Origin of the sequence: Sedimentitalea arenosa (genome assembly GCF_016428585.1) — a bacterium.
In the GTDB taxonomy this organism is placed as follows: domain Bacteria; phylum Pseudomonadota; class Alphaproteobacteria; order Rhodobacterales; family Rhodobacteraceae; genus Sedimentitalea; species Sedimentitalea arenosa.
In genome coordinates this window covers 1-21,758 of sequence record NZ_JAELVR010000009.1, presented here as the reverse complement: position 1 = coordinate 21,758, position 21,758 = coordinate 1, and the positions used below count along the sequence as shown (strand labels likewise).

Here is a 21,758-nt window from a genome sequence, read left to right as displayed (position 1 = left end):
ACAGGGGTATCCCTTTCCGCGATCACCTGACATATGGGCCTTCCCGTGACTGGAAGGTCAAGGCCGTGAACACGGAAAATTTTGGCGAAACGACGGCGGGGGCGCGGTCAGGGCCGCCCCTTCTCGCCGTCGTCGAGCTCATTCAGGAGATCGAGCAGCGTGTCGTAACGCTCGGCCCCCATCCGGTCGCGGGTGCGATCCAGCAGGGCGAGGCTCTTGGCGATGTTGGCCTCGATCAGCAGCGCCCCGTCATCGGTGATCTGCACGATCTGACGGCGGCGGTCCCTGGTGTCCCGTTCGCGTGCGATCAGTTCCTTCTCCTCGAGCTTTTGCAGGATCCGTGTCAGGCTCGGCAGCAGCAGGCAGGCCTGTTCCGCGATCCGGGTCGGTTCCTGCGGCCCGTCCTCCTGCAGCACCCGAAGAACCCGCCATTGCTGTTCGGTGATGCCGACCCCGGAGAGCATTTCGCGGATCGGGCCCATCACCCGCTCGCGGGCGCGCAAAAGGGCAATCGGAAGGGAGCGCGAGGTTTTGGGTATCGGTTTGCTCATAAGCCCTGTTTTGCCCGTCAATGCCTGGCAGCGCAATCCATGATCCGGCACGGCCCCCGAACCGGGCGATGCCCCTTGAACTGGCCCGCCGGTTGGCGGCACTGTCGCGGGGCCGCGCGATGGGAGGATGACGCATGGATTGGAACGATTTCGGTCAATGGGGTCGCCGCGCGGCGGATTGGGCACAGACGTATCGGCAGACCGTGGGCGACAGGCCCGTGCGGTCGCGCGCCGCGCCGGGCGAGATCCTGAACGCCCTGCCCGAGACCCCGCCCGAAACGCCCGAGGACATGGAAAAGGTGTTTCGCGATTTCGAGACCGTCGTGATGCCCGGCATCACCCATTGGCAGCATCCCCGCTTCTTCGCCTATTTCAACTCGAACGCCGCGGCGCCCGCGGTGCTGGCCGAATTCCTCGTCGCCGCCATCGCGCCCCAGTGCATGTTGTGGCAGACCTCGCCCGCCGCCACCGAGATGGAAACGCGCATGATGGACTGGCTGCGCCAGGCCATCGGGCTGCCCGAAGGTTTCGCGGGCGTGATCCAGGACAGTGCCAGTTCGGCGACGCTGGCAGCCGTCCTGACCCTGCGCGAACGCGCGCTCGACTGGACCGGCAACAGCTCCGGGTTGGCCGGAAACAAGCGGCTGCGCGTCTATTGCTCGCACGAGGTTCACACGTCGGTCGACCGGGCGATCTGGATCGCGGGCATCGGGCAGGACAACCTGGTGCGCATCCCCACGACCGGAGAGTGGCGCGGCATGGACCCGGAAGCGCTCGGCGCCGCCATTCGTGCCGATCTCGACGCCGGACTTACCCCTGCGGGCGTCATCCTCTGCGTCGGCGGGACCGGCACAGGCGCAACCGATCCGATCGCAACCTGTCTGGACGTGGCCGAAAGCCACGGGCTTTTCACCCATGTGGATGCCGCCTGGGCTGGCTCGGCGATGATCTGTCCCGAGTTCCGCGGATATTGGCGCGGGATCGAACGCGCCGACAGCGTCGTTTTCAACCCGCATAAATGGCTCGGTGTGCCTTTCGATTGCGCCGCGCATTTCCTGCGCGATCCCGACGACCTCGTGCGCACGCTTGCGATTCAGCCGGAGTACCTCAAGACGCATGGCAAGGACGGGATCATCAACTACTCGGAATGGTCGGTGCCGCTGGGCCGCCGCTTCCGGGCGCTCAAGATCTGGTTCCTGATCCGCAACTACGGGCTGGAAGGGCTGCGCCGCCGCATCCGCGATCACGTGACCTGGTCACGGCGCCTGCATGACCGGCTGGCCGCGACTCCGGGATTCGAGATCGTGACCGCGCCGATGTGGTCGCTCTTCACCTTCCGCTATGCGCCGGAGAGCGTCTCTGACCTCGACGCGCTGAACCAGCGGCTGGTCGATGCAATCAACGATGACGGCCGAATCTACCTGACCCAGACGCGTGTCGATGGCGACCTGGTGATCCGCTTCCAGGCCGGGCAGTTCGACACGACCGAGGCCGACGTGATGATGGCCAATGACGTCATCATCGATATCGCCGCGACCCTGACCTGAGCCGCACGCATCCGTGATGGACAAGCCGGGCGGGCCGCGTCTACCGTGCGCGCGAACAGGCACCAGACGCAGAGGACCAGCCCCATGCCCGCACCTATCAACAGGCTCAAGCAGCGGTTCAAGGCCGGCGACACCACCTTCGGAAGCTGGCTCAGCTTCGCAGAGGCCGCGACGAGCGAGGTCATGGGCACCGCGGGGTTCGATTGGCTGGTGATCGACAGCGAACATGCCGCCAACGACATCCGCTCGATCCGCAACCAGTTGATGGCACTGCAGACCAGCCCTTCCTCGCTGATCGTGCGCGTGACGATCGGTGAGCCCTGGATCATCAAGCAGGCGCTGGATGTCGGTGCACAGACGATCCTCGTGCCGATGGTGGAAAGCGGCGGGCAGGCGCGCGACCTGGTGCGCGCCATCACCTATCCGCCACATGGCATCCGCGGCGTGGGCGCGACCGCGACCCGGGCGTCGCGCTTCTCGAACATTCCGGACTATACCCAGACGGCGGACGATCAGATCAGCCTGATCGTGCAGGTCGAGAACCGCAAGGGGCTCGCCGCGCTCGACGATATCCTCGCGGTGCAGGGGGTCGATTGCGTCTTCATCGGTCCCGCGGACCTGGCCGCCGACCTCGGTCATCGCGGCGATCCCGCGCATCCCGAGGTGCACGCGGTGATTCTGGAGATGCTTGAGCGGATCGACCGCGCCGGCAAGGTGCCGGGCATTCTCTGCCTCAACGAAGAGCTGACCGAGTCCTACCTCGAGGCCGGGGCGCGGTTCGTGGCCGTCGCGATCGACGTCATCACGCTCGTTACGGCCGCGCGCGCCACCGCCGCGAGATGGATCAAACCGACAGCGACTTGATCTGCGCAGCCGCCCGCGCATAACCACCCGAGGCACCGTCGACGAGGTGGACGTGGTTGTCCTGCAATGGCGAGGGCACGAAACAGGTCATCATCGCTTCGTCCTGCTCGAACAGGCCGAACTCGACGATGCCGTCGCGCTGCGCGCGCTCCAGCAGTTCCGTCATGCGGCGCACCGTGTCCGGGTCGCAGTCCAGCGTCATCTTGAGCCCGTCGTCGAACTTGCGGAAATCCGCGTTCCGGCTGACCATCTCGGCATAATGTGCCGGATCGAATCCGCCGACCCGGATGCCGGTTCGGAACAGAAGCCAAGCCATCAGATTGCTGACCAACAGCTGCAGCTTCCGCCGGCGAAGCGGCGTGGTCCCGCGTGAGACCTGTGCATCGAGCGTCAGACCCGGCGGCGGCCAACTGACCCCTGGACCGTTCGGCGGCAACGGATGGCCGCCGCGATCCAGGCGGTTGGCCAAGGCTATGATCTGGTCCGCGACGGCGGCAAAGGCCTCGCGCGTGGCGGCGGGCGTCGGATCGACCACAACCGACAGGATCGTGCCATTGCGCGAGCGGGCATTGTTCCAGCGGCAGGAAAGACCGGTCAGGTCCGGCACCTCGTCTTCGGTCGCGGGCGGCAGCGCGAAGGCGCCCAGCTTCATCTGCCGTTCGGCCCATGACACCCCGCCGCCGCTGAACATGCCGTAATCCACGCCCGCCGATGCCTGATAGCGCGCCACCGAGACCTCGTGACCGGCCCGGCGGATATTGGCGACCGGCACCTGTGCTGCGCGCAACTCCAGCCCGAACTCGGACGCGGCCCAGCGTTTCACCACACCGAGCGTGCGCGCCGAGGCGACCGCAAGATCCGGACCGCAGGCAAACGTGGCGCCGTCGCCCCCAAAGACATAGGGAAAATCCCGACCGCCAAAGCCATTGACCTGCGCCGAGATCACCGCCGCACCGACCATGTTCACCGTCTTGTAGCGGCCGGCGGCGATTTCGGCACTGGATCCGACGATGTCGGCCGCGCCGATCACCCAGTCCGCGGGCAAGGGTGTATAGCTGGCGGGGTCGGTCAGGGCCGCGAAGGAGTCAACGCGCGGCAAGGTGTCGTAAAACGCGTCGTGTCCTGGCATCCGCTCCATACCGAATTGTAACAGCCGCTTCTGCAACAGGAAGACACATCAGCGTGTCTGCCCGCTTGCGCCGATGCAAGCGACGTGTCACGCATCGCCCTGTCATCGCAAGGGGAAAACGCATGCGGGCCGGACTGATCGTGCTCTGCCTGGCTTATGTGCTCAGCCAGTTCTTTCGGGCCTTCCTCGCGGTTCTGAGCACGGTTCTGGAACGCGATCTCGGCGTCGCGCCGGACGATCTGGCCGTGGCATCGGGCCTGTGGTTCGCGTCTTTCGCCCTGATGCAGTTGCCCGTCGGCTGGGCGCTCGACCAACTCGGGCCGCGCCGCACCGCCGCGAGCCTGCTGCTGCTGGGCGGCGGCGGCGGTGCGGCGCTGTTCGCGCTGGCGGGCTCGGCGCTCGACATCAAGCTGGCCATGTTCCTGATCGGCATCGGTTGTTCGCCGGTGCTGATGGCCTCCTACTACATTTTCGCGCGCGAGTTTCCGCCGGCGCGGTTCGCGACACTGGCGGCGCTGATGCTGGGGGTCGGATCGATCGGCAATCTCGTGGCCTCCTACCCGATGGCGCTGGCCGCCGACCTGATCGGCTGGCGCGGCGCGCTGGCCGGACTCTCGGTGCTCTCGGCCACAGTTGCACTTGGCATCCTGGTCACGGTCCGAGATCCCGCCATGGCGCAGGGTGAACAGAAGGGATCGGTTCTGGACCTGCTGCGGCTGCCGGTGATGTGGGCGATCCTGCCGATGATGCTGGTCAACTACGCGCCGGTCGGCGCACTGCGCGGCCTGTGGATCGGGCCGTATCTCGACGACGTGTTCGGGCTGAGCACCGCCCAGATCGGCCAGGCGACCCTCGTGATGGGCGTCGCGATGATCGCCGGCACGCTCTGCTATGGACCGATGGACCGGGTGTTCGGCACGCGCAAGTGGGTCGTGTTCTTCGGAAACCTCGCCGGGACCGGCTGCCTTGCCGCGCTGGTCCTGCTGATCGACAGCAGCGTCGTCACCTCGGTGCTGCTGATCGCCTTGATCGGCTTCCTAGGCGGCTCCTTCCCGATGATCATCGCTCACGGGCGCAGTTTCTTTCCTCCGCACCTGGTCGGACGCGGCGTCACCCTGATGAATCTGTTCGGCATCGGCGGCGTGGGCCTCATGCAGTTCACCTCGGGCCGCATTCACGAACAGATGGCGGGCGGGGCACCCACGGCGCCCTATGTGGCGATCTTCGGCTTCTTTGCACTGACGCTGCTGATCGGAACGCTGATCTACGGCTTCAGCCGCGACAGCATGGACTGAACCGGCCCCCTTTCATCCCGCCGCCATTCCCGATATGAGGCCGCAGCCGATGGCCCCATCGGCGGAACACTGGAGAGAGAACATGGGTTATCGCGTCGTCGTCGTCGGCGCCACGGGCAATGTGGGCCGCGAAATGCTGAACATCCTGGCAGAACGCCAGTTCCCGGTCGATGAGATCGCCGCCCTGGCGAGCCGCAAATCGATCGGAACCGAGGTGAGCTTCGGCGACAAGACACTCAAGACCCAGGACCTCGACGCGTTCGATTTCGCGGGCTGGGACATGGCGCTTTTCGCCGTCGGGTCGGATGCAACCAAGAATTATGCCCCCAAGGCCGCAGCGGCGGGCTGCGTGGTGATCGACAACAGCTCGCTCTACCGCTACGACCCGGACGTGCCGCTGATCGTGCCCGAGGTGAACGCTGACGCGATCGTCGGGTACTCCAAGAAGAACATCATCGCCAACCCGAACTGCTCGACCGCGCAGATGGTGGTGGCGCTCAAGCCCCTGCATGATCGGGCCCGGATCAAGCGCGTTGTCGTCAGCACCTACCAGTCGGTTTCGGGCGCTGGCAAGGAAGGCATCGACGAGCTGTGGGACCAGACCAAGTCGGTCTACAATCCCGTCGACGACAAGCCCGCCAAGAAGTTCACCAAGCAGATCGCCTTCAACGTCATCCCGCATATCGACGTCTTCATGGAAGATGGCTCGACCAAGGAAGAATGGAAGATGGTGGCCGAAACCAAGAAGATCATCGACCCGTCGATCAAGGTCACCGCGACATGCGTCCGGGTTCCGGTCTTCGTGGGCCACTCCGAAGCGGTGAACATCGAGTTCGAGGATCACCTCGACGAGGACGAGGCCCGCGACATCCTGCGCGAGGCGCCCGGCGTCATGGTGATCGACAAGCGCGAGGACGGCGGCTACGTCACCCCGGTCGAATGCGTCGGCGACTATGCCACCTTCATCAGCCGCATCCGGCAGGACAGCACCATCGACAACGGGTTGAACCTGTGGTGCGTGTCCGACAACCTGCGCAAGGGTGCCGCGTTGAACGCGGTCCAGATCGCCGAAACACTGGGAACGCGGGTGCTCAAAAAGGGCTGAGAACGTTCACGTCTGCCGCTTGTGCGGCTATCGATAACATCAGTCAGGGGCGGCTCATCCGCCCCTGATCGCTGTCCGGCCGTCAGACCGGGTGAAACCCGCCCGAAGCGTGGTCGTAATACTCCAGCTCGCCCTTGCCGATCTCGTTCCAGAGCCCGTGCAGCGTCAGTTCGCCGTTGTCCACCGCCTCGACGACAAACGGGAAATCCATCAGGTTCTCGAGCGAGATGATGACCGATTGCTTCTCGAGCGCGCGCGCCTGCTCGACCCGGTCGTCCATGTCGGCGACCAGATCGTACTTCGGGCGCAGGATATCCATCCAGCGTCCGACGAAGCTGTTCTTCTTTTCAAGTTCGGGCGCATTGCCCTTGCACATCTCTATGCAGCCCTGGATGCCGCCGCATTGCGAATGGCCCATCACGATCAGCTGGGACACCTTCAGAACCGTGACCGCGTATTCCACCGCCGCGCTGGTGCCGTGATGATCGCCGTCCGGCTCGTAAGGGGGCACGAGGTTCGCGATGTTGCGGTGGATGAAGAACTCTCCCTGGTCGGCGCCGAAGATCGAGGTGATGTGCACGCGGCTGTCGCAACATGAAATCACCATGGCACGCGGACGCTGCCCTTCGGTCGCGAGGCGACGGTACCAGCTGCGGTTCTCCTGGTAGGTGGTTGCCTTCCAGCCGTGATAGCGCTGCACGAGGTAGCTTGGCAAAGGTTTCACGCGGTGCATCTGTTGTCCCTCTTCTGGCCGAGATTCCGGCTCTTCTGCCCTCTGAATAGCCAGAATTCTATCCAAATTCGAGCCACTAGATCGGCTTGCGAGCAACCTTTTGCAAACCTGTCCGGGCCAATGTGCCGAAAGCCGTGGGGGCCGATCGAACTATGGGTGAGAGTGATGGAACACGTAACGAGGCTGTTGAAGTCCGAGACCGTCCGGCTGGATCAGGACCAGTTGCACGGGCTGTATCAGCAAATGGGCGAAAGCGGCGCCGAAGAGGTCGTATGCCGCGCGATCGAGGAACTGGCCGTGCGGTTGTCGCATTGCGAGCGCCACTGGCGTGACCGGGACTACCAGGCGCTGCGAAAATGCGCCCGGTCGCTGATCGCCATCGCCGACCAGATCGGGATGAACGCCCTGGCCCGTGTCGCCCGCGACGTGACCATCGCCGCCGACAACGGCGACTATCCGGCGCTGGGTGCGACCCTGTTCCGGCTGGTCCGGATCGGCGAAACCTCGCTGGTCGCGGTCTGGGACCTTCAGGACCTTTCGATCTGACGGGGCTTGCGGCCAGGGATTGGACGGCTAGGCTGCGCCCTGACCGTTCCGAGATCAGAGATTCAGATGCCCTATACCTTCGCCGAGGAAAATGCCGACGCCATCGCCCTGCACGTCATCGAAAGCGACGCGCTGGACGCCTGGCTGTCGGCGCAGGACGAGGCGGTCGCGACATGGGCGCGTCTCAACGGCTTCTCGGGCACGCTCGGCCAGATGCTGGCGGTTCCCGGCGATGGCGGACGTATCGGCATGGTGCTGGCGGGCTATGGCACCGCCGAGAAACGCGCCCGGGTGCATTTTCCCCTGGCGCATGCAGCCGCCAAGTTGCCCGAAGGCACCTATCGCATCGCCTCGGGTCTGCCCGATGAGGCGGCCGAGACGGAATGCCTCGGCTGGATGCTGACCGGCTATCGTTTCGACCGCTACAAGAGCAAGTCGACCAAACCGCACGCGCTGGTGCCACCCGCCGGCGTCGACACGGCCCGCGTTGAAGTGCTGGCGGAAGCCGAAACCCTGATCCGCGACCTCGTCAACACGCCGACCGCCGACATGAGCCCGGCAGACCTCGCCGCAGCGGCCGAAACGCTCGCCAAGGCGCATGGCGCGACCTTCGACACGATCATTGGCGATGACCTCCTGGAACGCAACTTTCCCCTGATCCATACGGTGGGGCGCGCGTCGGCCACGCCGCCCCGGCTGATCGACATGCACTGGGGCGAGGTCGGCCCCAGCCTGACATTGGTCGGCAAGGGGGTTTGTTTCGACACCGGCGGGCTGAACCTGAAACCCGCCGGCAGCATGAGCCTGATGAAAAAGGACATGGGCGGCGCCGCGACCGTCCTCGGGCTTGCCCAGATGATCATGGCGCTGAACCTGCCGGTGCGGCTGCGCGTTCTGATCCCCGCGGTCGAAAACTCGGTCTCGAGCAATTCCTTCCGCCCCGGCGACGTGCTCGCCTCGCGCAAGGGCCTCACGATCGAGAACAACAACACTGATGCCGAGGGCCGGCTGGTCCTCGCCGATGCGCTGGCGCTCGCTGACGAGGACTCGCCGGACCTCATCGTGTCGATGGCGACCCTGACCGGGGCCGCCAGAGTCGCGGTGGGCTCGGATATCGCGCCGTTCTTCACAGATCATGATGCCCTGGCCACCGCCCTTTCGTCAGCCGCGCGGAAGATCGACGATCCGGTCTGGCGGTTGCCCTTCCACGAGGCTTACGAATCCAAGATCGAACCGGCCATCGCCGATCTGGACAACGCGCCCACCGGTGGCTTTGCCGGGTCGATCACAGCCGCGCTCTTTCTCAGGCGTTTCGTGTCGCAGTCGCGCTACGTGCATTTTGACATCTTCGCCTGGCAATCGACCAACGCCCCGGCCCGTCCCAAGGGAGGCGTCGGCATGGGCGCCCGGGCACTGCTCGAAGCCCTGCCCGAGATGCTGGGGCTGTGAGCGACCGACGCCTCACGCCGGCCAACGACCGCGTCGTCGCTGCACATCTGCCCGATGCCGATCCCAGCCTTGCGCGGGTGACGCCCACACCCCGGCAGGTTGCGCAGCCGGTGGTCGACCTGATGCGCAGCCCCGGCGGGCCGCGTGACCGGCAGGTGATCTGGGGCGAGCACGTCGGCCTTCTGGACACCCGCGACGGGTGGAGCTTCGTGCAGGCGGAAAAGGACGGCTATGTCGGCTATCTGCGCGCCGAAACGCTGGCGGACGTTCGCGACTGCACCCATTGGGTCAGCGCGCCAGCCACCCATGTCTATGCGGCGCCCGACATCAAGTCGCCCGACCGCCACGCGCTCAGCTTCGGCAGCCGGATCGCAGGCCTGTCCGATGACGGCGAGTTCGTCGAGATCGCCGAAGGCTTTGTCCCGCGCCGGCATTTGTTGCCCGACGGCGTGCACCTTGGCGACCCGGTGGCGGTCGCGGCGCTGTTTCTTGGCACGCCCTATCTCTGGGGCGGCAACAGCCGGTCGGGGATCGATTGTTCCGGCCTCGTGCAGGCGGCGCTGGTGGCCTGCGGGCATCCCTGCCCCGGCGACAGCGACCTGCAGCAGCAGGCCCTGGGGCGCGATGTCACCGGCGACGCAATGCAGCGCGGCGACCTGCTGTTCTGGCCCGGCCATGTCGCCCTGGTCGACTCGCCCGACCGGATCCTCCATGCCAACGCGCACAGCATGTCAGTGGCCTACGAACCCATGCAGGATGCGTTGGAGCGGATCGCCGCCGAGACACCGCTTTCCGCCCACAAGCGGCTCGGGTGACTCCGTTCACTCCACCGCGCGGATCAACTTGCGTTCGAGCACCCTCAGCACCGTCTTGAGGTCCGAGCCGCGCTTGAGGATCTGCCCGTCTATTCCGACGACAGAATACATGCCTTGCCGGTTGCGCAGCTTTGGGCGTTTCTCGATCCGGTAGAGCGGATTTTCGGCGGTGCGGCGGAACACCGAGAAAACGGCCATGTCGCGCAGGCAGGAAATGCCGTAGTCGCGCCATTCGCCCGCTGCGACCATGCGCCCATAGACCGACAGGATCACCGACAACTCGCGCCGGTCGAAAGCGACCTGAACCGGGATCGAAGCGGACGGGCCGGGATGGGGCGTCTGAATGGTCATGAAACCAGAGTTGCGCCAATCGCGGTGCAAATCAAGCCCGCAAGCCGTGTCCGAAGCGAATGGAGGCCGGGCGTGTCGCGGCGGGCATGGGCTGCAATCCGTCCGCGTCGCTGTCCAGCCAGTCCTCCGCACCGGGGCAGAGCCTTTCATAGGTCGCAGCCACGGCGCGGCGCGGATCGTGCAGCGGCGAATCGGCGGGCATCAGTTCGGCAGCGGGCTCGGCGAAGCGCAGAACGAGTCGGCGCCAGCGATGCACCAGCAGCACCCGCGCCGCGGCGACATCCAGCGGATCACGCGGCGCCGAGGCGAGCGCGGCGATATCGCGGGCCAGCGCGGCCAGCGCGGCCCGGTGATCCGGGCTCAAGGTCGCGGCACGGAATGCCGGCGAGACCTGCACCAGTTCGCCCATCACCAGGGCATCCGCAGCGCCCGGTGCCTCGTCCGCGGGACAGAGCCGAACAGAAGGCGCGCCATTGCCGTCCTGTGTGACGACCGCCGCCCAGCGCGCAACCGGGGTTTGCCGCGGCGGGGCATAGATCAGCGTCGTGGCCGCCGCGAAGCGCGCCGCGCCTTGCGGACTGAGACGGTAGAGACTGGCCCGGCCGACGCGGTCGCGCAGAACCCAGCCATCCCCGGTGAGCCGCGACAGCGCCGTGCGCAGCGCGTTCTGCTCGACGCCGATGCGGCCCAGCACGGCGCGCAGACGCGTCGTCGAAATCTGCCCCCCTCGATGCTGCACCAGGTCCCCGAACACGGAGATCACCAGCGACCAGACCCTGAGGCGGCCTTCGGAATGCAGGGCCGTTATGAGCGGGGCAAGCGGGTCCATGCGCCTGCCCTACCGCGTGAAGGACACCATGGTCAAAAGCTCGTATTCCGCCACCTGCTCGTCGTCCTGATTGGTCAGCGTCACATGCCAGGCGACCTCGCCATACTCGTCCGTGCGGCGCGTCTTGCGCTTGCAGGTCAGGCGCACCTTGATGCTGTCGCCGGGGCTGACAGGCTTCTGGAAGCTCAGCCCGTTCAGCCCGGTATTCGCCAGAACCGGACCGGGATCGGGCTGCACGAACAGGCCCGCGGCAAAGCTGAGAAGCAGGTAGCCATGTGCGACCCGTCCCGGGAAGAAGGGGTTCGCCCTGGCGGCCTCCTCGTCCATGTGGGCATAGAAGGTATCGCCGGTGAACTCGGCGAAATGCTCGATATCGGCAAGGGCGACCTCGCGCGGCGCGGAGTGAAGCGTCTCGCCGATGGCGATCTCGTCAAAGGTCCGCTGGAAGGGATGCGCGGGGCCAGCCACCTCCGCAGCACCGGGCAGCCACTGGCCGGTGATCGCCGAGATCACCGAAGGGCTGCCCTGCACCGCCGTGCGTTGCATGTAGTGCAGCACGCCACGCACACCGCCCAGTTCCTCGCCGCCGCCGGCGCGGCCGGGCCCGCCATGCACCATGTGCGGCAGCGGCGCGCCGTGACCGGTCGCCTCGGCGGCGCTGACGGTGCCGTTGATGTAGATCCGCCCATGCCAGGCGGCAGAGGCCAGCGTCACCCGGCGCGCGCAGTCGGGATCATCGGTGAAAAGCGAAGCCACCAGTGATCCGCCGCCGCGATTGGCCAACGCCGCCGCATGATCGAGATCGCGATAAGGCATCAGGGTCGCCACCGGGCCGAAGGCTTCGAGCGCGTGCACGTTCTGCGCCGCGTCCGGGTCATCGCAACGCAACAGCGTCGGAGCCAGGAACGCGCCTTCGGGGCTGGCCCCTGTCAGCACGACCTGTTCGGGATCGCCGGTCAGGCACGTCGTTTCCGAGCCAAGTGCCGCGATCACGCGCAACACGTCGGTCTTCTGATCCGCCGAGGCCAGCGCGCCCATCCGCACGTCGTCAAGCGCCGGATCGCCGACCCGGATATCGGCCAACCGGGTCATCAGCGCGTCCGCGACCGCGGGCATCACGGCCTCGGGCAGGATCATGCGGCGGATCGCGGTGCATTTCTGCCCCGCCTTCGCGGTCATCTCGTTCACCGCTTCCTTGACGAACACATCAAAAGCGGGCGAGCCGACCGCGACATCGGGGCCGAGGATCGTCGCGTTCAGGCTGTCCTGCTCGGCATGAAAGCGCGTCGCGTTGCGCATCAGGTTCGGGTTGCTCCGCAGTTTCAGCGCGGTATCCGCCGACCCGGTAAAGCTGACCACGTCCTGCGCCCCCAGACGGTCGAGCATATCCCCGACGCCTCCGACCACCAGCTGCACCGCCCCATCGGGCAACAGGCCCGACTCGACGATCATCCGGAAACACGCTTCGGTCAGATAGCAGGTCTGGGTCGCCGGCTTGACGATGGCGGGCATCCCGGCCAGCAGCGTCGGGGCCAGCTTCTCGAGCATCCCCCAGACCGGGAAGTTGAACGCGTTGATATGCACGGCCACGCCCTGCAACGGCACCGCGATATGCTGGCCGACGAAACTGCCCTTGCGCGAAAGCGCTTCGACCGCGCCGTCGACATAGACATGACCGTCGGGCATTTCGCGGCGCCCCTTGGCGGCGATCACCATCATGGTCCCGATACCGCCATCGATGTCGATCGCCCCGTCGCGCCGGGTCGCGCCGGTGAGCGGGTTCAACGCATAGAGCTCCTCCTTGCGCTCGTTCAGATACTGCGCCAGCGCCTTGATCATGCGCGCACGATCGTGGAACGTCATCGCGCGCAAGGCCGGCCCGCCGCTGTTCCGCGCCCAGTCCAGCATGCCCTGGATATCCAGGGCCGTGTTTCCGGCCTCGGCGATCCGCGTCCCCGTGACCGGACCGATGATGGCGCGCGCGCCGGACCCCGGCGCCACCCAGCGCCCCATTGCATAGCTTTCCGGTCTCAGCATCGCGCTTCTCTCCTCTGCGTTCGGGAACAGCATGACCGGTTTTGTCGCCGGTTTCAACACTATTGACCGCACGGTCGGTTTTATGCAGAGTCCGTCGGGACAGAGGGGGAGCGACGTATGACACCACAGGAGCGGGCAGACCGCAGTGCGGCGGCCATGTGGGCGGCGGATGCGGCCTCCAAATGGCTGGGCATGACGCTCGACAAGGTCGGCCCAGGAACCGCCGAACTGTCCTTCACCGTAGAGGATCATCATCTGAACGGCCACCGTATCTGCCACGGCGGGTACATCTTCACCCTGGCCGACAGCGCCTTCGCGTTCGCCTGCAACAGCTACAACCAGGTGACCGTGGCGCAGGAGAACGCGATCACCTACCTGACACCCGGCCAACCCGGAGAACGCCTGACCGCGCACGCGGTCGAAAGCGCCCGGACCGGACGCTCCGGGGTCTACGACGTGACCGTCACCGGCGAAGATGGGCGCAAGGTCGCACTGTTCCGGGGCCTGTCGCGCACCATCAAGGGCCAGCATTTCGAGGAAAGCCAATGACACACGCATATCTCTGCGACGGGCTGCGCAGCCCGATCGGCCGCTACGGCGGCAGTCTTGCCCATGTCCGCCCGGACGACCTGCTGGCGCACGTGATCCGCGCCCTCGTCGCGCGCCATGACGGGCTGGTCATCGACGAGGTTCTGGCCGGTTGTGCCAACCAGGCCGGCGAGGACAACCGCAACGTGGCCCGGATGTCGGCGCTGCTGGCCGGCCTGCCCGACACGGTGCCCGGCGCCACCATCAACCGGCTCTGCGGGTCGGGGCTGGACGCCATCGGCTCGGCCGCCCGCGCCGTGCGCTGCGGCGAGGCGGAGGTCGTTCTGGCCTGCGGCGTCGAAAGCATGAGCCGCGCGCCGCTGGTCATGCCCAAACCCGACGCCGCGTTTTCCCGCAAGGCCGAGATCTACGACACGACCATCGGCTGGCGGTTCGTGAACCGCGAGATGCACAAGCACTACGGCACTGACTCGATGCCCGAAACGGCAGAGAACGTGGCCTCGGATTTCGGGATCGAACGCACCGCACAGGATGAATTCGCCCTGCGCTCGCAGACCCGCGCACTGGCCGCCATCGCCAGCGGGCGTTTGGCGCGTGAGATCACGCCGGTCACCATCCCGCAGCGCAAGGGCGATCCTGTGATCGTGGACACCGATGAACACCCGCGCCAGACCACGCTCGACAAGCTGGCGAGCCTGCCGACCCCCTTCCGCACCGGCGGCACGGTCACGGCAGGCAATGCGTCGGGCGTCAACGACGGGGCGGCGGCGGTGATCGTCGCTTCCGAAGCGGCGGTGGCGAAATACGGCCTGACCCCGCGCGCCCGCATCACCGGCATGGCGACGGTCGGCGTGCCGCCCCGGATCATGGGCATCGGCCCCGCGCCCGCGACCGAGAAACTGCTGGCGCAGCACGGCCTGTCCATCGGCGACATCGACACCGTTGAACTGAACGAGGCCTTCGCCGCCCAGGGGCTGGCCGTCACGCGGCGGCTGGGCCTGCCGGACGACGCCGACCACGTGAACCCGAATGGCGGAGCCATCGCGCTCGGTCATCCGCTGGGCATGTCGGGCGCACGCCTGGCGCTCACCGCCTCGCTCACCATGACCGAAAACGACCTGTCGCGCGCCATCTGCACCATGTGCATCGGCGTCGGACAGGGTATCGCCCTGCTGCTGGAGAAAGCGTGATGAAAGACCTGACCCCGCGGCCCGCGGACCTTGATCCGATCGAAATCGCCAGCCGCGACGAGATCGCCGCCCTGCAGCTTGAGCGCCTGAAATGGTCGCTGAACCATGCCTATGCGAACGTGCCTCATTACAAGGCCGCCTTCGATGCGGCGGGCGTGCACCCGGACGACCTGACGTCGCTTGCGGACCTGTCGAAATTTCCCTTCACTGTGAAGCAGGACCTGCGCGACAACTACCCGTTCAACATGTTCGCCGTCCCGCGCGACAAGCTGCGTCGCGTTCATGCCTCCTCGGGCACGACCGGGCAACCGACCGTCGTCGGCTATACCGAGCACGACCTTCAGGTTTGGGGCAGCGTGGTCGCCCGCAGCCTGCGCGCCGCCGGGATGCGGCCCGGCGACATGCTGCACAACGCCTATGGCTACGGGCTGTTCACCGGCGGGCTGGGCATTCATCTCGGCGCCGACGCGCTCGGCGTCTCGACGGTTCCGGTTTCCGGCGGCATGACCGAACGCCAAGTCCGCCTGATCCGCGATTTCCAACCCAAGGGCATCACCGTGACGCCCTCCTACGCGCTGTCGATCCTCGACGAATACGCGGCACAGGGGCTCGACCCGCGGGACAGTTCGCTCGAGGTGGGCGTCTTCGGCGCCGAACCCTGGACCAATGCCATGCGCCGCGAGATCGAGGAGGCCTTCGACATGCACGCGGTCGACATCTATGGCCTGTCCGAGGTGATGGGCCCCGGCGTGTCGATGGAATGCGTCGAAACCAAGGACGGGCTGCACATCTGGGAGGACCACTTCTATCCCGAGATCATCAACCCCGAAACCGGCGCCCCCGTGGCCGATGGCGAAGAGGGCGAGCTCGTCTTCACCTCGCTGACCAAGGAGGCCTTTCCGATCATCCGCTACCGCACCCGCGACCTGACGCGGCTGATGCCGGGCACCGCGCGCAGCATGCGGCGGATGGAAAAGGTCACCGGGCGCAGCGACGACATGATCATCCTGCGCGGCGTCAACGTCTTCCCGACACAGATCGAGGAACAGCTGATCGCTGTGCACGGCCTTGCGCCGCATTTCCAGATCGTGCTGACCCGCCCGGACCGGCTGGACGAGATGCGCGTCGTGGTCGAGGCCGCCGAGGGCTTCTCGGCCAATGAATCCCGGGTCCATGCCGCCGCCGAGTTGATGACGCGGATCAAGCGCAATGTCGGCGTGTCGGTCAAGGTCGACGTGACCGACCCGGGCAGCGTCGCGCGCAGCCAGGGCAAGGCGGTGCGCATCATCGACGAACGCAATACCAAGCCGTCCTGATGCCCCGCGGGATCGCGCGGGACCATGACGAAAAGCGCGCCGCCCTGCGCAAGGGTGCGGCGCGCTACTTCGCGGCAAACGGCTATGACCGGGCGTCGATGACCGGCGCGGCGCGCCAGTGCGGCGTGTCCAAGGCGCTGATCTATCACTATTACGACAGCAAGGAAGCCCTGCTCCACGACATCCTGCACGCCCACCTCTCCGACCTGGTCGAGATGGTCGAGGCCGCCCGTCCCGGCGGGCTTTCCGGCCTGATCCACGCCACGCTCACCGCCTATGCGGACGCCGATGCCGAACACAAGCTGCAGCTCGACGCGCTCGCCACCCTGCCGCCCGACATGCAGGAGCCTCTGGTCGCGCTGCAACGCCGGCTCGTCGCGATCATGTCCGCCGCCATCGCCGAGGAAAACCCGGCGCTCGGCGGCGACCGCCTGCGCGCCGCCACCATGTCCGTCTTCGGCATTCTCAACTGGTTCTACATGTGGCACCGGCCCGGCAAGGGTCTCGATCGCGCCGCCTATGGCGACCTGGCGGCGGATTTCGTGCGCGGCGGCTTGCGCGCGCTCTGAGCCGGCTCAGATCACCGACCGCGCCAGCACCCCGATGTAGATCACGTAGGCCGCGAACAGCGCCGCCCCCTCGCCGCGGCCGATCCGGCTCCCGGTGAAGGCCATGACCAGCAGCGCAAGGGTCGCCGCCGCCATGACCCAGAGATCCAGCTCCAGGATCTGCGACGGCACCCGCAACGGCTCGATCAGCGCCGTCACACCCAGGATGCCGAGAAGGTTGAACAGGTTGCTGCCGAGGATGTTGCCCAGCGCGATGTCTCCCTGCCGCGCCCGTGCCGCCATGATCGAGGTCACGAGTTCGGGCAGCGAGGTACCCACCGCCACCACCGTCACCCCGATCACCGCCTCGGAAATTCCCAGCTCCGCCGACAGTCCGATGGCGCCGGTGACCAGCGCCCGCGCCGCCAGGACGGTCAGCACCAGCCCGGCGGCGAAATGCAGCAGGGCGAACCGGCCCGCCGGTGCGGACGCCGCGTCAGCCACGGGCGCCCGCGCCCGCCACAGGGTCAGCACCAGATAAACCACGAGACCGCAGAGCAACACGGCCCCCGCCCCCCGGCCAAGCTGGCCGCCGAGGCTCAGCCCGACACAGGCCAGCGTGGCCAGCGCGACCGCGCCGCCATCCCGCCGCAACACGGCGCGCGGCACCGCGATCGGCGCCAGCAAGGTCGACAGGCCGAGGATCAGCAGGATGTTCGCCGTGTTGCTGCCGATCACGTTGCCGATCGCGATCCCCGGCGCACCGGCCAGCGCCGCCTGCACGCTGGTCAGCAGTTCCGGCATCGAGGTGCCGAATCCCACCAGGGTCAGCCCGATCACCATCGGCGATATGTTCAGGCGCTGCGCGATCGTGACCGCACCACGTACCAGCATGTCCCCGCCGATCACCAGACCGACGAACCCGCCCAGAAGCAGCACGATCATCATCCCGGTCATTCCCCATGGCCCGGGTTGCAGTCCGGGTATTGCGACATACCGGTATCTGGAGAGCGCCGCCCGCCGCCACAAGCCCCGCGCGAAAATTCAGTCCCCCGCTTCATCTTCGTGCAAATACTCCGGGGGCGCGGGGGCTGGCCCCCGCCCGGCTGCCCCCGTCGCGACCTGCGCCGGTCAGGCGAAACCGCCCTGGCAGAACCAGCCCGACGACATCGTGCCACCATGACCGTAGAACAGCCAGAGCCGGTCCCCCGCCTGCGTGGTGACGACCCAGTAATCGCGCACGCCCGAGCGCCAGTTCGGATCGTCCAGCCACCATTCCGGCGCGATCCGCTCGGGACCGCGCGCCTCGGCCAGCGCCCAGTCCCGGCCGCGCCAGCGGAACCGCGCCGGCACCGCCGGCGCGTCCGGCGCACCCACCGGTTCCGGTCGCCACAGCAGCAGCGGACGCAGGCGGGCCGGGGCGGGCCAGCGTTCGGCCGGGGCCGACCAGGCCGCCGCCAGAACCTGCGCGGTCTTCTCCGGGATATGACTGTCGGCCGGGTGCCAGCGGGTGATCGTCTCCAGCCCGATCCGCGCCCCCAGCCGCCCGACCAGGTCGTCCAGCCCGCCCTGGCGGGCGAGGCGCGCATCGACCTCCCGGCCCGCCTCCAGATGGCCGACGCTGCGGCGGGCATGGATCGGCTCGCTCTGCATCACCTCGAGGCGCAGCATCTCGATTCCGAACCCCGCGTCGATCTGCTCCAGCTTCATCTCCAGCAGCGGGCGGATGCGCGCCGCGTCATGGCCGGGCCGGGCCAGCCCGACGGTCACGACCTCGGCACTCTGGTCGGTGCGATGCGCCTCCAGCCGCAGGCTGCGCGCGCCGCGCCCCTTGTCCTTCAGCTGTGCGCAGAGACGCGGCAGCATCCGGTCGATCCCTTCCAGCAGGTCCGCCGTCAGCCCGATCGGCTCGGGCAGGGTCAGCCGCACGGCGAAATGCGCCGGGGCCCGCGCCGGCGAAATCGGCTCGGGCGCACTGCCCATCGCCTGGTCCAGCCGCGCCACCAGCCCGCGCCCGAAACGCCGCGCCAGCCCGGCGCGCGGCTGGCCCAGCAGATCACCGATGCGCCGCAACCCCAACCGGCCCAGCTGCGCCGTGGTTTCGGGATCCAGCCGCAGCGCCGCGACCGGCAGCGGCGCAAGCACCCGGTGGCCCTCCCCCGGCGGCACGATCCGCTCCGTTGCTCCACCCCGCACCGCCTGCAACGGCGCCGCGCCGCCTCGCGTCCAGTGCCGCCGCCGGCCCGCCCGCGACCGGGTCGCGGGCGCCTCCTGGTCAATGGCGTCCCCGTTGCGCTCGGGTTCCGCGGCCACCCCCGCGTACCGGGCCACCGCCCAGGCCGCGCCCGGGGTGTCGGCGATGCCGACCCGCACGCTCAGCCCCATGTCGCGGCAATCGTCCTGCACCACCTCCAGCAGCGCCGCCTCGCCGCCGAACAGATGCGCACAGCCGGTCAGGTCGATCACCAGCCCATCCCCGTCCTGCTCCGCGACCCAGGGCGAGAACTTGCCCGCCCAGCGCCGCAGCGCCGTCAGGAAGGCCGCCTCCGCCGGGGCGTTGCGCGCCCGCGTCGCCAATGCGGCGCACATGGCATGAGCGTCGCGCACCGGCTGGCCCACCTGCAACCCGCTCGCGGAGGCCGCCGCGCTTAACGAGGTGATAACCTGCATGTTGGACTGTTCCGCCACCACGGCCAAGGGCCGCTCCTCGGCGCCCCGCGACGTGCGCAGGAGGCGTTCCGCCCCCAGGCGCGGAAACCAGAGTGACAGGATTCGACGATTGGCCATAACCGCACAGCTAAATGTTCATATTTTGTTCTTTATAGTCGCCACACCCGACGAGTCGAGTCCGCGAGAAGGCCAATGACATGATCCCGCCCCGCCGCCCGCTCCCCGCGGTCACCGCCCTGCTGCTGATCGCGCTCGCGCTCGCCACCGCGGCACTGGCCCAGAGCGGGCAGATCAGCGACGTCGCGACACCGGGGGTCCAGACCCGCATGTCCACGATGAACACCGCCAACACGGCGCTGGGCACACTGGGCGACATGATGGGCGGCCGGGCGCTGTTCGATCGTGACCGCGCCGATGCCGCGCGGCGGATCCTGATCGACAGCACCCGCGCGATTCCCTCGGTCTTTCGCAAGCCCCATGCGGACCCGCTATCCAACGCCCGCCCCGAGATCTGGTCGAACTGGCGGGATTTCCGCAGCCGCGCGAAAGCCGCGCAGCGCGCGGCGCGCCGGCTCGATACCGACGCGCTCACCGATTTGCGACTGACATTGCCGAAACTGCTGCTGGCCTGCCTGAACTGCCACGACACCTATCGCCTGCCGATGGACTGACCGCGCCGCGATCAACCGACGACGCGCGCCCAGGCCCCCGAAAAATCGCCGCGCGCCAAGGCATCGCGGTCCAGGAACACCCGGAAGGACCGACCCGCGCCGAAGCACCAGCCCAGCAATTCGCTCGACGGCAGGTCCAGCAGCAGGACCGCGTCCTCCTCCCGTGACTCCGCCGGCTCGATGCCCTCCATGGACCCCATCCTGCCGCTCTCGTGACGCGCATTATGCGCCCACAGCGGTTCGAACAGGGCGCGCTGTGCTTGCGGCAGCCGCTCCGGCGCCGCCGCGTGCACCTGCCGGCAATGGCGCTCGAACGGCGTGAAAAAGGACAACCGCAGCCCGTCATGCCGGATCAGCGGCACAGGCGCCTTCCCCGGATCTTCCAGGCTCAGTGCCGACAGCCCTTCGACAAGCCGCGCCCGGTGGGTGTCCGAAAACGCGCTCTCCGCCCGCTCGGACCAGAGCGCGGCGGTCAGCTCCGCCAGGTCCCGCGCGGTCGCAGCCAGCCGCGCGCGGTCATCCTGCGCCCCCTCGGAGTCCAGCCGCGCGGCCGCATCGCCAAGCAGCGTCCCGATCCGGGTCAGCAGCAGCGAAGCGGAGGTCCAGTCAAACGGATGGAAGGCCGGATCCGACAGATCGACCGCGTGAAGCCGTGCCCAATCCGGGGCCGGCGCGGGCTCGGTGCCGCAGGCGGCGTCGTCCGGAGTCACCTCCAGCGGCCAGCCCGGCTCCGGACACACGCCTTTCGGCGCGGCCCGCTCACGCAACGCCCCGTCCACATGCAGGACCCGCACCGGCCAGTCGCCCGCGGATGTGGCCGCAAAGCGGAACACCGCCAGCGCGCCCTGCCGTGGTCCCGACCCGTCCCAAAGTCCCGCCGGCAGCTCCGCGCAGGCGATCTGGGCAAGGAACCGCCCGGGCGCACCGTCCCGTTCGGGCCAGTCAACGCCATCGGGCAGGCGCGGCAACCCTCCGACCCGGCTCTCCCGCGATCCGCCCGCCACGGAACCGACGATCGGCGTCAATCGCACCGCATCGACCGGCGCGGTCACGTCCTCGGCCGTGTCCCGACCCGCCCCGGCCTGCGCCCGCGTGTCGGCGACGGCGATCTCCGCCAGCAGCCCCGGCGCGAACCGCAGGCCCAGCAGACCGATCGCGGCCAGGCCCAGCGCCGCGCCCATCACCGTTTCGGGCCGCCCGCTCAGGTAACCATCCAGCCCCATCATCGCGACCACGGCGCCCAGCGTCATGGCGCCTCCCAAAACTCCGTATCTCGCCCAGACCATCCTGTTCACCCGCTCTGCCTCTACCCCCAGTCAAGCGCGGCAATCAGGCGGAAATTTGTCGGCTCCGGGGTGATGACCGGGCAGGCGTCGACCTTGCACTTCGTCCCGCGTTGGCGCAGATTTCCGCAAGCGAACATGTGGAAAGGGACGGATCATGCGCACGCGAGCGGCTGTTGCGATGGAGGCGGGGAAGCCGCTGGAGGTGATGGAGGTCAATCTCGAGGGTCCGCGGGCGGGCGAGGTTCTGGTTGAAATCAAGGCGACGGGGCTGTGCCAC

The 21,758-nt window shown here is 67.7% G+C and carries 21 protein-coding genes and 1 pseudogene; 13 read left to right on the top strand and 9 right to left on the bottom strand.

The features are described 5' to 3' along the window. Positions 1-107: 107 nt before the first annotated feature. The gene (gene hpaR / locus JF290_RS13335) at positions 108-551 is read right to left on the bottom strand and encodes a homoprotocatechuate degradation operon regulator HpaR (protein WP_199025389.1); all 444 of its coding nucleotides are present in this window, start codon (positions 549-551) and stop codon (positions 108-110) included. Positions 552-685: 134 nt separating this feature from the next. On the opposite strand from hpaR, the gene JF290_RS13330 reads away from it, so the two are divergent. After that, the gene (locus tag JF290_RS13330; RefSeq protein WP_199025388.1) at positions 686-2,098 is read left to right on the top strand and encodes a pyridoxal phosphate-dependent decarboxylase family protein; all 1,413 of its coding nucleotides are present in this window, start codon (positions 686-688) and stop codon (positions 2,096-2,098) included. A gap of 84 nt (positions 2,099-2,182) precedes the next feature. Next, positions 2,183-2,962 (top strand): HpcH/HpaI aldolase family protein, encoded by a 780-nt coding sequence (locus tag JF290_RS13325; RefSeq protein ID WP_199025387.1) that lies wholly within the window; start codon positions 2,183-2,185, stop codon positions 2,960-2,962. Here the strand turns inward: JF290_RS13325 and JF290_RS13320 are convergent. Continuing rightward, on the bottom strand, positions 2,943-4,091 hold the full coding sequence (locus tag JF290_RS13320; RefSeq protein WP_199025386.1) for a DUF3095 domain-containing protein: 1,149 nt from the start codon (positions 4,089-4,091) through the stop codon (positions 2,943-2,945). The genes JF290_RS13325 and JF290_RS13320 overlap by 20 nt on opposite strands. A 122-nt stretch (positions 4,092-4,213) precedes the next feature. Between JF290_RS13320 and JF290_RS13315 the strand changes: the two genes are divergently transcribed. Further along, positions 4,214-5,386 (top strand): MFS transporter, encoded by a 1,173-nt coding sequence (locus JF290_RS13315; RefSeq protein ID WP_199025385.1) that lies wholly within the window; start codon positions 4,214-4,216, stop codon positions 5,384-5,386. An 82-nt stretch (positions 5,387-5,468) separates the two neighbouring features. Beyond that, on the top strand, positions 5,469-6,491 hold the full coding sequence (locus tag JF290_RS13310) for an aspartate-semialdehyde dehydrogenase (RefSeq protein WP_199025384.1): 1,023 nt from the start codon (positions 5,469-5,471) through the stop codon (positions 6,489-6,491). An 82-nt stretch (positions 6,492-6,573) separates the two neighbouring features. Here the strand turns inward: JF290_RS13310 and JF290_RS13305 are convergent, their stop codons facing one another. Then, the gene (locus JF290_RS13305) at positions 6,574-7,224 is read right to left on the bottom strand and encodes a carbonic anhydrase (RefSeq protein WP_199025383.1); all 651 of its coding nucleotides are present in this window, start codon (positions 7,222-7,224) and stop codon (positions 6,574-6,576) included. Positions 7,225-7,389: 165 nt separating this feature from the next. Here JF290_RS13305 and JF290_RS13300 point away from each other — a divergent pair, with 165 nt between their 5' ends. From JF290_RS13300 to JF290_RS13290, 3 genes are all read left to right on the top strand, one after another. After that, positions 7,390-7,770, top strand: a complete 381-nt coding sequence (locus JF290_RS13300) for a hypothetical protein (RefSeq protein WP_199025382.1) — start codon at positions 7,390-7,392, stop codon at positions 7,768-7,770. A 66-nt stretch (positions 7,771-7,836) separates the two neighbouring features. Further along, entirely contained in the window at positions 7,837-9,219 is a 1,383-nt protein-coding gene (locus JF290_RS13295) for a leucyl aminopeptidase family protein (RefSeq protein WP_199025381.1), read from the top strand. After that, complete coding sequence (locus JF290_RS13290; protein WP_199025380.1) at positions 9,216-10,034, top strand: C40 family peptidase; 819 nt, start codon at positions 9,216-9,218, stop codon at positions 10,032-10,034. The genes JF290_RS13295 and JF290_RS13290 overlap by 4 nt, the downstream gene beginning before the upstream one ends. Positions 10,035-10,040: 6 nt before the next feature. On the opposite strand, the gene JF290_RS13285 is transcribed toward JF290_RS13290, so the two are convergent. Genes JF290_RS13285 through paaZ form a run of 3 tightly spaced genes read right to left on the bottom strand, consistent with a single transcriptional unit; the run spans position 10,041 to position 13,251 of the window. Beyond that, a complete protein-coding gene (locus JF290_RS13285) occupies positions 10,041-10,385 on the bottom strand; it encodes a DUF2794 domain-containing protein (protein WP_199025379.1) in 345 nt (114 codons plus the stop codon). 31 nt (positions 10,386-10,416) lie between these two features. Beyond that, positions 10,417-11,214 (bottom strand): hypothetical protein, encoded by a 798-nt coding sequence (locus JF290_RS13280; RefSeq protein WP_199025378.1) that lies wholly within the window; start codon positions 11,212-11,214, stop codon positions 10,417-10,419. A gap of 9 nt (positions 11,215-11,223) precedes the next feature. Continuing rightward, complete coding sequence (gene paaZ / locus JF290_RS13275) at positions 11,224-13,251, bottom strand: phenylacetic acid degradation bifunctional protein PaaZ (protein ID WP_199025377.1); 2,028 nt, start codon at positions 13,249-13,251, stop codon at positions 11,224-11,226. Between the two features lie 117 nt (positions 13,252-13,368). On the opposite strand from paaZ, the gene paaI reads away from it, so the two are divergent. From paaI to JF290_RS13255, 4 genes are read left to right on the top strand one after another with little or no spacing between them, the layout of a single operon-like run. Next, entirely contained in the window at positions 13,369-13,800 is a 432-nt protein-coding gene (gene paaI / locus JF290_RS13270; protein WP_199025376.1) for a hydroxyphenylacetyl-CoA thioesterase PaaI, read from the top strand. After that, complete coding sequence (gene pcaF, locus JF290_RS13265) at positions 13,797-14,990, top strand: 3-oxoadipyl-CoA thiolase (protein WP_199025375.1); 1,194 nt, start codon at positions 13,797-13,799, stop codon at positions 14,988-14,990. Before paaI ends, pcaF begins: the two co-directional genes overlap by 4 nt. Continuing rightward, positions 14,990-16,306 carry a phenylacetate--CoA ligase PaaK gene (paaK, locus tag JF290_RS13260; protein ID WP_199025374.1) on the top strand — a complete coding sequence of 439 codons (1,317 nt, stop codon included), beginning with the start codon at positions 14,990-14,992 and terminating at the stop codon, positions 16,304-16,306. Before pcaF ends, paaK begins: the two co-directional genes overlap by 1 nt. Then, the gene (locus JF290_RS13255; RefSeq protein WP_199025373.1) at positions 16,306-16,875 is read left to right on the top strand and encodes a TetR/AcrR family transcriptional regulator; all 570 of its coding nucleotides are present in this window, start codon (positions 16,306-16,308) and stop codon (positions 16,873-16,875) included. The genes paaK and JF290_RS13255 overlap by 1 nt, the downstream gene beginning before the upstream one ends. 6 nt (positions 16,876-16,881) lie before the next feature. Here the strand turns inward: JF290_RS13255 and JF290_RS13250 are convergent, their stop codons facing one another. Then, positions 16,882-17,811 carry a calcium/sodium antiporter gene (locus JF290_RS13250; RefSeq protein WP_328701254.1) on the bottom strand — a complete coding sequence of 310 codons (930 nt, stop codon included), beginning with the start codon at positions 17,809-17,811 and terminating at the stop codon, positions 16,882-16,884. Positions 17,812-17,985: 174 nt separating this feature from the next. Beyond that, on the bottom strand, positions 17,986-19,641 hold the full coding sequence (locus JF290_RS13245; protein WP_199025372.1) for a Y-family DNA polymerase: 1,656 nt from the start codon (positions 19,639-19,641) through the stop codon (positions 17,986-17,988). An 80-nt stretch (positions 19,642-19,721) separates the two neighbouring features. On the opposite strand from JF290_RS13245, the gene JF290_RS13240 reads away from it, so the two are divergent. Beyond that, the gene (locus tag JF290_RS13240) at positions 19,722-20,195 is read left to right on the top strand and encodes a cytochrome c (protein ID WP_199025371.1); all 474 of its coding nucleotides are present in this window, start codon (positions 19,722-19,724) and stop codon (positions 20,193-20,195) included. A gap of 11 nt (positions 20,196-20,206) precedes the next feature. On the opposite strand, the gene JF290_RS13235 is transcribed toward JF290_RS13240, so the two are convergent. Next, positions 20,207-21,445, bottom strand: a complete 1,239-nt coding sequence (locus JF290_RS13235; RefSeq protein WP_199025370.1) for a DUF1963 domain-containing protein — start codon at positions 21,443-21,445, stop codon at positions 20,207-20,209. Between the two features lie 190 nt (positions 21,446-21,635). Here JF290_RS13235 and JF290_RS13230 point away from each other — a divergent pair. Further along, positions 21,636-21,758 (top strand): annotated as a pseudogene (locus JF290_RS13230) (S-(hydroxymethyl)glutathione dehydrogenase); the annotation flags it as partial.